Annotated in this window: 10 protein-coding genes; 3 read left to right on the top strand and 7 right to left on the bottom strand. The window is 61.5% G+C overall.

The features are described 5' to 3' along the window. The first annotated feature begins 84 nt into the window (after positions 1-84). The gene (locus E2169_RS02520) at positions 85-2,565 is read left to right on the top strand and encodes a TonB-dependent receptor plug domain-containing protein (RefSeq protein WP_229659105.1); all 2,481 of its coding nucleotides are present in this window, start codon (positions 85-87) and stop codon (positions 2,563-2,565) included. Positions 2,566-2,614: 49 nt separating this feature from the next. After that, positions 2,615-4,705, top strand: a complete 2,091-nt coding sequence (locus tag E2169_RS02515) for an Atxe2 family lasso peptide isopeptidase (RefSeq protein ID WP_132985026.1) — start codon at positions 2,615-2,617, stop codon at positions 4,703-4,705. A gap of 15 nt (positions 4,706-4,720) precedes the next feature. Here E2169_RS02515 and E2169_RS02510 read toward each other — a convergent pair whose 3' ends face one another. From E2169_RS02510 to E2169_RS02480, 7 genes are all read right to left on the bottom strand, one after another. Continuing rightward, the gene (locus E2169_RS02510; RefSeq protein WP_132985025.1) at positions 4,721-6,445 is read right to left on the bottom strand and encodes a lasso peptide isopeptide bond-forming cyclase; all 1,725 of its coding nucleotides are present in this window, start codon (positions 6,443-6,445) and stop codon (positions 4,721-4,723) included. Next, a complete protein-coding gene (locus tag E2169_RS02505; protein WP_132985024.1) occupies positions 6,445-7,113 on the bottom strand; it encodes a lasso peptide biosynthesis B2 protein in 669 nt (222 codons plus the stop codon). Before E2169_RS02505 ends, E2169_RS02510 begins: the two co-directional genes overlap by 1 nt. A 53-nt stretch (positions 7,114-7,166) precedes the next feature. Continuing rightward, the gene (locus E2169_RS02500) at positions 7,167-7,316 is read right to left on the bottom strand and encodes a benenodin family lasso peptide (protein WP_132985023.1); all 150 of its coding nucleotides are present in this window, start codon (positions 7,314-7,316) and stop codon (positions 7,167-7,169) included. Positions 7,317-7,363: 47 nt separating this feature from the next. Next, entirely contained in the window at positions 7,364-7,504 is a 141-nt protein-coding gene (locus E2169_RS02495; protein WP_132985022.1) for a benenodin family lasso peptide, read from the bottom strand. A gap of 277 nt (positions 7,505-7,781) precedes the next feature. Further along, entirely contained in the window at positions 7,782-8,414 is a 633-nt protein-coding gene (locus tag E2169_RS02490) for a GntR family transcriptional regulator (protein WP_132985021.1), read from the bottom strand. A 248-nt stretch (positions 8,415-8,662) separates the two neighbouring features. Next, positions 8,663-9,502 (bottom strand): HNH endonuclease, encoded by an 840-nt coding sequence (locus E2169_RS02485; protein WP_132985020.1) that lies wholly within the window; start codon positions 9,500-9,502, stop codon positions 8,663-8,665. Between the two features lie 338 nt (positions 9,503-9,840). After that, a complete protein-coding gene (locus E2169_RS02480; RefSeq protein WP_132985019.1) occupies positions 9,841-10,578 on the bottom strand; it encodes a hypothetical protein in 738 nt (245 codons plus the stop codon). Positions 10,579-11,007: 429 nt separating this feature from the next. Between E2169_RS02480 and E2169_RS02475 the strand changes: the two genes are divergently transcribed. After that, positions 11,008-12,768: a hypothetical protein gene (locus E2169_RS02475; protein WP_132985018.1), complete on the top strand. Its 1,761-nt coding sequence runs from the start codon at positions 11,008-11,010 to the stop codon at positions 12,766-12,768. Positions 12,769-12,908 lie beyond the last annotated feature (140 nt).

Genomic DNA, 12,908 nt, shown 5'->3' with positions numbered 1-12,908 from the left:
CGCAGCCCTGGAACGTCGGATCGCTCGGCTGGCCACACCTGCCACAGGCCGGCACGGAATGCCGACCCCAACCGGAGGCATCGCATGTTGAACGACAGGGAGACCGTTGTGATCGAATCGACGAGGAGGATGGACCTGGGGTGCGTGTTGTGGCCCCTGGGACGGGGCGCGAAGTCCAAGGGGCGTGGACAGATTGCCGCAATGGCATTGACGCGCAGTGTCCTTGCTGCCGCGGTTGCGTCGCTGCTGCCGCTGTATGGCGCCGCGGCTCAGGTAGTGCCGGATGTGGCGGCTGCACAGGTGACTGCTCCGCCGTCGGGCGAGCCTGATGTCGATACGACCACCACCGAGCTCGAAGCGGTCCAGGTCACCGGCACACGTATCAAGGGTGGCACCGTGCCGTCCCCGGTGATCACGATCGACGCGGCCCGGATTCAGGAGGAGGATTTCAGCGACCTCGGCGAGGTGATTCGCAGCATCCCGCAGAACTTCTCGGGCGGGCAGAACCCCGGGGTAACGAGCGGAAACCTGGCGGGTGCCGGCAACGCGAACCAGAACCTCACCGGCGGATCCAGCCTGAACCTGCGTGGCCTGGGTGCGGATGCGACGTTGACGCTGCTCAATGGACGCCGCATGGCATATGGCGGCTTCACCCAGTCCGTGGACATCAGTGCGATCCCGGTAGAGGCGGTGGAGCGCATCGAGATCATCGCGGATGGTGCTTCCGCGATCTACGGCTCCGATGCGGTAGGAGGCGTGGGGAACGTGGTCCTCAAGCGCGAATACGACGGCGTGGCCGTGGGTACGCGCTTTGGAACGGCGACGCAGGGCGGACTGACCACCCGCGAGTACAACGTCACGGCCGGCACCACGTGGGCCAGTGGCGGGCTGATCGCGACCTTCAAGGACGGTTCGGTCGATCCGATCTACAGCAGCCAGCGGTCCTACACCGAGCAGCTCGTTGACCCGTCGACGCTCTATCCGGGCAGCGAACTTCGCAGCGGCCTGCTGAGCGCACACCAGTCACTGGGCGATACCCTCGAGCTGCGCCTGGATGCGCTTCGGTCCGAGCGCGACCAGTCGCATTTGTACAACTGGAGTGGGCGCAACAGCCGGGTCACGTCGAGCACGGTCACGACGCTGCTCTCGCCCAGTATCGAAATCTGGTTGCCGAACGACTGGACCATGTCGCTCGCCGGTACCTCCGGCCGCGATAACCACGACCAGCGCCAGCTGTGGACGGTGGGCGGCACAGGCGGGTCGAGCGAAACGTACGACTGCTATTGCAATGAGAGCCGGACCTACGAGATTGGTGCTGAGGGGCCGCTGTTCCAGTTGCCTGGCGGCGATGCGCGCCTCGCCGCCGGTGTCGGCTACCGAAGCAACGAGTTCCGCAACGTCAATCGCATTTCCGGCACGGAGCTGATACGGGGAAGCGAGAGTGCCCGATTTGCGTACGCGGAGGTCAACCTGCCGCTGGTGGGGCCTGAGCAGCAGGTCGGTGGTGTCCAGCGCCTGTCATTGACAGCCGCGGCGCGTGGCGAGGACTACAGCAGCTTCGGACGTGTCACCACGCCAAAACTCGGTGTGCTCTATGGGCCCACCCCTGACGTCACTGTCAAGGCGTCGTGGGGAAAGTCCTTCAAGGCGCCGACGCTCCTGGAACGCAACTATCCCGCCTATGCGTGGCTGATGCTCCCCGACAGCTTCGGCGGAGCAGGGTATCCGGCCGAGGCCACCGTGCTGGTCATGGACGGCGGCAACCCGGATCTGGAACCGGAGCGGGCCAGCACCCGGTCGGTGTCGCTGGCCTACCACCCGGAGGCACTGAGCGGCCTGGAGCTTGAGCTGACCTGGTTCCGGGTGGGTTACCACAATCGGGTGATCCAGCCGATCACCAACCCCAGCCAGGCGTTGATCAGCGCGATCTATGCGCCGTTCGTCGAGTTCTCGCCATCGGAGCAGCAGCAGGCAGACGTGATTGCGGGTGCCGAGGCTTTCCAGAACGTTGTCGGTGCTCCATACGATCCCGACGAGGTGGTCGCGATCATCTATACGCAGTACGTCAACGTGGCCCGGCAGGACATTCAAGGCGTCGATCTCTCCGGATCGTATCGCGCGGCACTGACGCGCGGGACGCTGACGTTGCGGGGCTCGGTGAGCTGGCTGGACAGCACGCAGCAAACCATCCCCACTCAGGAAGAGCATGCGTTGTCGGGCACGTTGTTCAATCCGCCCCGACTAAGTGCCCGCATCGGTGGCGTGTGGAGGCAGGGTGGCTTCACCGCGTCACTCTTTGCCAACCATCGGGGTGGCGTGACGAACCGGCTCGACGATGCGACATCCGCTTCGTCAACCACTGTCGATGCGGCGCTTCGCTACGCCACCGGAACGCGTGGTGATGGCTGGTCCGGACTCGAATTCGCCCTCTCCGCCGACAACGTGCTCGATCGCGATCCGCCGTCGTATCAGGTGACGTCGCCGCTCTACGCAGTGCCCTACGACTCGACCAACTACTCGCCGGTCGGCCGCTTCCTGAGTCTGTCCGTGTCCAAGCGCTGGTGATGACTCGCGATCGCAGTTGCAGCCAGCACTTCTGGAAGGAACGGAGGAGATGATCATGTCCGTATCGTATTGCGCCGTTGTGCGCCTCTTGGTGGCAGGTGTCCTGATTGTCTCGGCAGCTGTTTCCCATGCAGAAGACGTATCGCCCAGGCGACTGCTGGAAGTGGTGGATATCGCCAGTCCAACGATGTCGCCGGACGGCCTCAGAGTGGCCTTTCGGGTCGAGCAGGCATCGGTTGAGCGGAACACCTACGACACCGTCTGGTACGTGCAGGCCCTGGACGACCCGTTGCCTCGACGGGTCGCGGACGGCGGTGCTCCGCTGCGCGATTCGGCGGGAGGATCGTTGCCGGCGCCCGTGGCCTGGTCCTCCGACGGGCACTGGATCTACTACCGCGCGTTGATCGACGGCAGGATCGACGTCTGGCGCGCGGCGGCGGACGGCTCGGGCGCCGTGCCCGTGACGCTGGATGCGGCGGATGTGCGCGACTTCTCGCTGGTTGAGGGCGGTCGGGTTCTCAGATACAGCGCTGGCGCGAGTCGCGAGGCGGTCATCGCAGCCGAGCAGGCCGAGTACGACCAGGGAATTCGCATCGACGAGACCGTGCCTGTCGGCCAAGGCCTTTTCCGCTCCGGGAACGTCGAGGGGCGCCTGGCGACCCAGCGTTTCGGCAATGTGTGGTTCGATCGCGCTCCGCTGATGGCCGGAACGCCGGATCGCTGGATTGAACTTGAGCTCGCGACAGGTGAGAGGCGGGCGCTGTCCAGTCCGGTGACACTGACGAATGCCTCGCCGGCCCCAGGCGCGGGCGTGGTCGAAGGGGATCCGTGGAAGTCCGAGCGCGAGCCGCACGGTGACAGGATCGCTCTGCTGACGCGTGTCGGTGATGGCACCGGACAGATGTACCGGCCCGACATCCTGTTATCGATGCTCCCCGGCACCGATGCGCGGCGAGCTGTCAAATGCGTCTCCGAGCTGTGCACGGGCAGGGCCATCACCGGCACCCAGTGGCGCCCAGGGCACGACGAGGTCTTGTTCACCGTGACCGACCCCGTCCAGGGGCGTGCACAGTCAATCCATCGTTGGAATGTCGAGACTGGCGATGTGTTTGAGGTCGTACGGTCGCGAGGATTGGTCAACGGCGGCCGGGATACTGCGGCGCACTGTGGTGCGTCGGCCGCTGCATTGGTATGCGTAACGGCTGAAGCCGATCGTCCGCCGCAGCTGGAAAGGATCGATCTCGAGACCGGAGAGCGTCACGTCCTGTTCAATCCCAACGCGGCACTCGGGATGGATCTGGCGCGAGTCGCGCCGGCGCGCCTGTTGCGATGGGTAGACGCAAAAGGGCGGCAGTTCACCGGCCAGTTCTACTCGGCGCGAAGGCCGGGGGACGAGCCGGCATCGCTCTTCGTGACCTACTACAGCTGTACAGGATTCGTGCGTGGTGGAGTAGGGGACGAGTGGCCATTGGCCTCCCTCGCGCAAGCGGGCATCTCGGCGCTCTGCATCAACGCGTTCCCCGGCTACACCATGGATCCGGTGGAGCGGTACGGGCAGGGGTTGGCAGCGGTGGAAAGCGTGATCGACCTGCTGGCCGCAGAGGGGGAGGTGGATCGGGCGCGTGTGGGGATGGGCGGGCTTAGTTTCGGTGGGGAAACGACATTCTGGGCCGTCACCGAGTCAGACGTGATCACCGTTGCATCGGTCGCAAACCCGGTGGCATCACCGCACTACTATCTGATTTCAAGTCTGAAAGGCGAGGGGTTTCTTACCGGACTACGGGACATGTGGGGTCTTGGAGCACCAAGCGATACTCCGGAGCGCTGGCAGCAGCTTTCGCCGGTGTTCAAGCTGGACAGGATCCATACGCCGATCCTCTTCCAGCATTCGGAGCAGGAATACATGTATGCGCTTGATTACGTGATTCCGTTGCTGCGGTCGGACCGGGCTGATCTCTACGTCTTTCCGCACGAGCCGCACCAGAAGTTTCAGCCCAGACACAAGCTTGCCGTGTATGAGAGGAACGTCGACTGGTTCAGGTTCTGGCTCCAAGGCCATGAGGACCCGGACGCTTCAAAGAAGGCGCAGTACGCGCGGTGGAAGCAGATAAGGGAGAGCCTGACGACGAACTCCCCATGAACTCGTCAGGCAGCTTCAATGCTGGTGGCGGACCCAGTTCTCGACCGCGCACAGGTCGAAGATGCGCATGAAGGACTCGTCACGGGCGGCCAGGTCGCGATCGAAAAAGCGTCGCAGACCATCGGTGTCGAGAAGTCCGTGTCCTTCAAGCTCTCCGGCAAGCAGGTAGTCCCTGAGCTGGCTCCTGTTGCGGCGGAAGACTGCTCCCGAGTAGTTCACGAACGTGCCTTTGCTGCGCCGGTGCAGGACTGCCGGAGGAAGGATGTCGGCGAACGCGTCCCGGGCGAGGGCACGGTTTCGACCGTCTGTGATCCACACCCAGCTCGGCACCTTCAGGCAGGCTTCCACGACGGGCTGGGACAGCAGGGGCATCCGGAGCTGCCACTTCGCTCCGCGCGACACTCCATCCCTGAAGACCTGGGTTCCGGCGAGATCGAAAATCCGCTCGCGGTCTCCTGCCAGGGCGTTATCGGGGGCTGCCAGCCACGGATGGAGTGCGACCGCATCTTCCGTTGGTGCCTTTGCTATGAACGTCCGGTCTGCGCTACGCGGTGGCTTTGGGGGGAGGGTCAGCTTCCTCAGCGCCAACCTGCCTGCTTTCCAGAAAGTACATTGGTGGAGCTCGGCGAGGTCGTGGGTCGCCTTGATGCCGGCGATCATTCCGAGCTCCCTGAAGGCATCCGCGGCAGGGGCGGCGGTCCTGGTGTAGCCGAAAACCGTATCTCCACCTCCTCCGGAGAAGAAGCTCTTTACGCCCAACTGCCTGCCAATCGATTCGTTCAGCTCGTCGGATGCGTGCTGAAGGAACCATGTGCTTGGGGCAAACGCATGTGGCGGTGGGGGAAAATCGAATCGCGCGTTCTCGAATCCAAGTGTCGCGACATGAAGCTCAGTGCGCAGCAGATCTGACATCAGCCGGGCATAGCGCCGCTCGTCGGCACCCGGCACAGGTGTGACCAGGTTGCAGCAGGCCACGCGTGCGTTCACCTCGAGCAGGCAAGCCGCCACGATGGAAGAGTCGAGTCCACCGGAAAGTTCAAGGAGAAGGGATTCGTCCGTTTCGGCCCAACGTTTCACTGTGGACGTGACCGCACGTCGAACGGCGGCTTGAGCCTCGCGCCGATCAACGTGTCGGCGTTGTGGCGATACGAAGTCCCACGGGGACCATGCCTCTTCTGTAGTGGCTGCCTGCTCCCGTATGTGAAGTTGGCACCCTGGTAAGAGCTCTTGCAGCCCGGCAAGAGCGGTCCGTCCCGTCTTGAGCTGCGGATAGAGCAGGCAGCCCTGTACGGATTCCCAGTCGACTCTTTTGGCGTAAAGGCCTGCGCGGATTGCGATCGAGATGTCGGAGGTCGCGAAGCCTTCGCGTAACGAGTAAGCGCATCCGACTCCGCCCGATGGATCGCGCATGATCATCGTGGCCTCTGTGTCGTCTATCGGTGCTTGAATGAGCAGGTACTCGCCCCAGTAATTGTCGACGACGTGATGTGCGAGCTTGCGTCGAGGCGAGGCGTCGAGTAGTTCGGTGCCGGCTAGAGTGCGGCCATCGTGCGAGAAGACATGACCGACGAACGCGCCGCCGTTCGACGAGAGCCGGAATACGGGTGTGTCCGCCGAGGCATACAGGGTGAAGCGTCGGGACGCCAGCTTCGGTTGCAGCCCGATATCCCGCAGTGCTTCGTCGACGGCCGAACCTTCACCCTTGCAGTGCTGCCCGAACAGGACAACGTAGCGGTACATCACACCACCCGTATGGGAGTGTGGGCGCAGACGTTGCCGACGGTGTCGTTCAGGACAAGGTCGCCTGCCTGCACCCAGCAATGCGCAGAGAAGGGATCAAGCGCAACTCCGAAGACGATATTCGCGTGGAGCTTACGTCTACGAAGAAACCTTGCCATGGCGATGGCATCCAGCAGGCAAGTCATCTCCACCGGTACATACAGGCGTGCTTGCCGGAATGTCGCTGCTGCGTCCGAGATTCGCCTCTCCAGCAACTCTGGTAAGTCAGCTTGCGCCGCCTGGATGTAACTGGTCGCAGTGAGAGAGCCGAGAATCTTCCTGAGTGCTGAGAGCTTCAGCTCCAGCCGGGTGGTCATGACGATCACGAGGACCTCCAGAATTTCCCGGGAAGACGGCTTTCGTTCTGGGTGCGGCGCTTCCATGGCACTACCTGCGACAGGTTCTATGCTTGGCTGGGCTTCGATCGGAACGCCTTCCTGAGCGACCAGTATGCCCCGTTCGATCAGCTTGCTGATGTCCCCGTTCGAATCGCCATTCAAGTGCGCGACGAGTGCCCGCTCCATCAGATTCGGCAGACGAAAGTACTGATCGTTGCCGATGTCGAGGAATACAAGTTGATCGGCCACTTGGCAGCAGGAGAGGTCGTCGCGCAGTACATACCTGGTCATGTTTCATACCCGGATAGGAGAAGGGACGCACCTGGCCGGTGCGTCCCTTTGTCTCACTCCTGCGAGATACCCGACGGAGCGTGTTCTCCAACGACCTCGCCCATGCCTGGCTGGCCTTTGGTTTCGACACTTGCGACACCGAGCAGGATGACCTGTTCGTCCGCTGTGTCGATGCTGGGTACGTGATCTCTGGTGGTATCCATGCTGGATCTCCTGATCTAAAAGACCTCGATTCATTGATGGTCGGTATTCACTCCTCGGAAATTCCCAAGACAGTGTTTCCGCCGATGAACTCTCCCGAGAGCGGCCCCCCCTTTGTTTCTTCGCTGGCAACTCCGAGCGCGATGACCTCTTCCGGCGCGTTGGCGCGGCTGTCTTCGTTGGTATTCATCTCTTTTTCCTTTGGCTTGCGTCATGGACGTCCCATGACGCATGCAGCGTAGGAAGCGGGACTCATTGTTTTCAAATGATTATTACGCTGCAATCCGATGATTGTTCTCGGACTGTGATACGCGTCCGCAGGATTTGGGTTCGGCGCGCTTCCGATACGCGGGGCGCGCATAGATCGATGGGTGCCTGCCAGGGCGCGGCCTATCGATCGCGTCCGAACTGGTCGCAAGAGCCCTCAGGCGCCATTACCGAAGCGTAGGGAGTGCATGTCGCGAGGTTTAGTGGAGATGCTCGCGTCTTTCTGCCAACAGAGCGACGATACATGGAACAAGTTGCTGGCGGCGCTCGTGATAGTCGCGCAGCGCGGACTTCAGAGCCGGCATGTCGCGTTGCTGCCAGAGGTGGTTCAGCTCCGCAAGTTCTTCGAAGTTGTGCTCGAGCAGCCCCGTCTTCGCCCGTCGTATCGGTGCGAGCCGATCGTTTGCCTGCCTCACGGCCCGATGCAGGGAGCGGTGTGCTGTCGCGGCGGCGATCGCATTGAACAGCTGCCATGTCAGCTTCACCAGGTCGTCGTCGGCGGATGAGAAGTTCAGCTTGACGACCTTCCGGGCCGCCATGGGTGAGATGCCGATATCACACGACATGATCAGCAGACGCTGCATCCACTCGTAGAGGTCGCGCATTGCAAACTCAGTGGGCAACGGAACGTGCAGCCCGCCGCGGGCATGGTCTTCGAGCATCCCTTCGCCAACCAGACGGTACAGGGCGAATCGAACAGGCGTGGGGCTGGTGTGGTACTGATCGGCGAGCGTAGCCGGATCAATCCGCTGCCCGGGTGCATAGTGTCCGGATTGCAGTGCTCGCCTGACCTGCTTGTGCAGAAATGCACTTCTGGAGAGGTGCGCGTCCATCGCGAACTCCATACCTGCGTAAAAGCGTCCTTTCGGCGGATATTACACGGGTCCAAACGGTCGCGTTAGTTAATAAGCTTCCTGCACTTGAAAGAATGAAACCGTGGGGAGGTCCCCAAGTTCTCCCCAGTGCACCGGTAGCTGGGCCGGCCATCCGCGCTGAACCCGCTACGTCTACCTTACTGCCGACCACCTCCCAAGTTGCTCGCAACTGGCATAGAACTGGTTGTCGCCGACCAGGCCGAGCATCACTCCCCCTCAGGAGCTTCCAGACGCGTGGCCAGGGCATACGTGGGGGTGGGGTCAGTGGCGAACAGCTTGATTCGCACCACCGCCCCACGGCCCCCGTCGTCGGCTTCCAATGGCAGGTGCTGGAGCAGGTGGAGCGCGGTGCCACCCGACGGCAGCGGGTCTTCCAGCGTGTTGCCAATCCAGTTCAGCGCATCCGACCGCTGGCCCAAAATGATGGGCACCAGGGGGCTTTCCTGGAGCGGGAACATCCCGTGGATCGCCACGTGATAGCCGTGCGCGATCTTGGCGAGCAGCTTGGCGAACGCCCAGACGTCCAGTCGATCGTCAAATCGCACGCCCTGGGCCTGGTACTCGCGCACCAGCTCCCCTTGGCCGACCCCGAAATGAAGGGTGTCCACGGCCATGATTTCCAGCTTCTGGACGCGGGGGTCCATCGGCTTGCGCGGGTCCAGGAAAGCCGGCAGCACGAACACGGGCAGGTGCATCACCTTGATTCCGTCGTTCCACGGCACCTCGCGCTCCACCGTGGATTCATCGGGCTGGATGAAGGTTTGCGTGAGCGTGTCGGGCAGGGCGCGCTTGTGCGCCTTGCGGCCTTTGATTCCCATGGCCTGGCGGCCACGGTCGAGGAACCCGCGCAGCACCCGCATCTCGAATAGCGAGGTGGTGGTGGCGCACGCGTCGCAGCTGGCCTGGGGCAGCACCAATGTGCCGCCCAAGCCTTTGGGAATAATGTGCTCCTCGGTCAGGCGACCTTCCGTGGCGCCGCAGTAGATGCATGCGCCCACGGGTGTAAATCGATGGGTGTGTGGTGCCTTGATTGCGGTGCCTTCCATTGCTGCCTCCACGGCGTGCGAAGGGCCAGCGTTGGCCTCCTTGTTCTCACCCGGCGAGATCGCCCGCCGGACAGTGACTCGCAGCGGGATTTTCAACAGCCTGGCGGCAACTGTCCCCTGTTTCCAGCATAGCTAGGCGTGGACACTTGCCTTGGGACTCCGGCTACGAGCCCATCCAGAAGGGCCGGCGAGTCATCCCCATGTCCGGTCAACTCGCACTTGCCGCATAGCTCCACTTTTGGCGACTGCTAGAAGTGGGGGATTACCCTCGAACCGCGTCCAATCAGCATTTCTCACGACTATTCTTGTGGCAGCGAAGAGCCTTTCATTCTGTGCCGCTACAGTTGGAGCGCTAGATCAGGAGCAAAAACGGACTCAAAGCCCGAGTAGGGAAGTGGTTGGGACATGAGGACTACCGCCTCAAGCTGCAGACGGTCGATCTCATCAAGCCTGCAATTGGCTACGGCAGCGAGTACGGAACCCCCGGGCTGTTGGCTGATCTTTAGTTCGCAGCCTTCTGGAATCCTGCGCTTCGTTATGTCCTGCCACTTGATCTCGATGTGGCGCCGCAGCGCAACGTGGTACCTGTCCGTCAGGTCATCTCCTGAGGCGTTGCTTCCGGTATCAGAGATATTGCTTGCAGGGCTGCCATCCTCGATGCCGGGATTGACGGAATCAAGGTGAGCAGGTTCCGGAGAAGGCTCCACGACAGCGACCTCCTCCGGGGACTGCGACGCCGTTCGCTCTGCTTGTTCATTGACTTGTAATATTGCATTCGCTTCTACAGGTAGCGCCTTTATTTGCTGCGCAGGGGCAGTCTCTTCTTGATGGAAAGTGGCGGGAGTTTGCTGCTCAACGACCACATACTCGACAAGCAGCGCACTGCTGGTACCGGTTCCGACGTTCGCGATTGATCCGCGCACACCGCCTGACATCAGATTCAGGGCTGCCCAGACGATAATGCAGGCGTGCATTCCTAGAGAGAGGGCAGCCGGTATAAGCCACTCGCGTGTACTCACGCGTGGTAACTCAGGAAATATCGAGCGCCTGCGGAATGTGTCCTGCGTCATGGTCATGCGGTTCGGTATGCAGAAAGCAGCAAAGGGGACGAGTCAACGGTCGCCTTGCTGCAAGGCAGTATCTAGAGGTACACGAGGACGTTGCAAGGGTCCGAGATGGCCATGCAGAGCGGGGCTGTGGCCCAAAGCCTGCCAATAGGCCAAAGTCAGGGTTCGAAACGAACTTCGCATGACTGTCAGACTTTTCTGATAGACGGGGCAGCGCTTGCTCGTGCAGGATCCTTGGGAGGGGAGCGGACAGGGTTGCGAATGGTGCGATTTATGAGCATGTTCGCGTCGATGCTCCGAAGAGCCAGGTCGGCGCCTTGAGGGGGAATGGCTTCAGAAGGTGCATCGAACCGGATGCGGAAGCTGTGTAGCGTGATGGATCATTGCAAAGGGGGAGCCGTGACTAGGACGTGGTCGATAGCTTGTTGCGCGGCAGCTTTGCTGACCGCACTCGTGGCAGGTAGTAATGCTTTTGCGCAGAGCGATGTCGTCTATCCATGGGATGAGTACGAAAAGCGTATCGGGTCGGCCAGAGAGGTAGCCAAGCTGGGTTCCGATCTGCTTGGAGAGCAGGTCAATCTGGCGAACGGCGCGTTGTCATTCGCCATGACGGATGTCGATATCCCCGGCAATGATCGCCTTGCGGTGAAGTTCTCCCGCACGTACTCGGTTCAGAACCAGTATGAGAGGCGAACCGACTTGATGCTCGCCGACTGGGATATCGACGTGCCCAGCATCAGTGCAGTCTTCGGGCCGAACTGGGAAAGCCGCGTCCCCGGAAACCCGGGACGTCGCTGTTCCGCGCCTGCGCACCAGCTTACGCCACCCACGCCTGTGTGGGATATCAACTTCTGGGACTTCTGGCAGGGCAACAACCTGAACATTCCGGGCGGCGGTGAGCTTCTGCAGGTTAGAAATGGTGCTGTGATGCCCACCTCTGGTGGCCCTTACTATTGGATGACGACGGGGCAGGTGTATGTGTCCTGCCTGGAAACCATCAAGAATGGAACGGGCGAAGGTTTCCTCGCCATCACTCCGGACGGCACCAAGTACTGGTTCGATTGGATGGCCCAGTACCACGAACCAAACATGAGCAGCGAGATCGGTGGGCCTAGCCTTGCGAGGCGCAAGAACGTCCTGTATGCGACGCGGGTCGAAGATCGTTTTGGGAACGCCGTCGTGTATGACTACAGCAACGCCTGGGACGCGCCGGGCCGATTGACCGGAATTACATCAGGCGACGGGCGTTCCCTGGATATCACATACAACTCCAATGGACATGTCGATACTGTCTCGGATGGAGAGAGGATGTGGTCCTATGAGTATGTTGTGGTGGGTCCGCGGCGCAGCCTATCTGCAGTCGTACAGCCTGACATGACTCGATGGGAGATCGGGTTCGACGCGTTCACGTCCGCGGAGGTGCACTATCCGATAGGTTCCCAGCTTGAACCGACCAGGGATTGCTACATTCGGCTGGCCCAGCCTATGGGTCCGACACAGCTCTCCGGCACGATCCGGCACCCGTCCGGAGCGCTGGGCACCTTCCAAGTGAGTTGGCTTACCCACGGCAGGAGCAATGTTCCTGTTGCATGTGAGAACTATGACTGGGGGTCGGCTGGCAGCAACACGAACGACGACGTGAACACGTGGGCAATTTCCTACGAAGCGTACTCGCTCATGCGCAAGGTCTTGTCCGGCCCTGGGGTCGCGACCAGCGAATGGAACTACTCCTACACGCCAAACATCAGTTTCGCCTTCTACCCGGGCGGCTCCATGAGCAATCCGTGCCCTATCGGTAGCACTTGCGGCGCGCCGCTCTGCACCTCTTCGGCATGCGCAGGGAGTTCAGAGACGAAGATCATTGGGCCGAACAACGAGCAGACGAAGTATTTCCATGGCAACAGCTTCCGTTACAACGAGGGCAAGTTGTTGCGGGTCGAGCAGGGAAGTGTTTCCGCACCATTGATGATGGTGCAGACGCACAGCTATGACTTCAGCATGGTCTCGCAAGCATATCCGGAGCGTTTCGGCATCAGCTTGAGGGAAAAATTCGATGGGTTCACATCTGAATTCCATCGACCATTGCTGAGCACGACGACGGCTCAACAGGGGCGGCGTTTCGTTCGCACGAATGGTGAGTTCGATAGCCTCGCGCGTCCGACGAAGGTTGTTCGACACAGCGCGCCCGTGTCGCCGTGATGCACATGCCACGGGGTTCGGGTAATGGGGGGCGTCGGCTTAAGGGGGATGGAGCAATGTCGCGTTCATGGATTCGACATGTCGGAATCATGGTTTGCCTGGGGATGCTGTGGCCCACTTTCGTTGGTGCGCAGACGTAC

Source organism: Luteimonas terricola, assembly GCF_004352845.1.
GTDB lineage: Bacteria > Pseudomonadota > Gammaproteobacteria > Xanthomonadales > Xanthomonadaceae > Luteimonas > Luteimonas terricola.
This window is presented reverse-complemented; position numbering and strand designations above follow the sequence as displayed.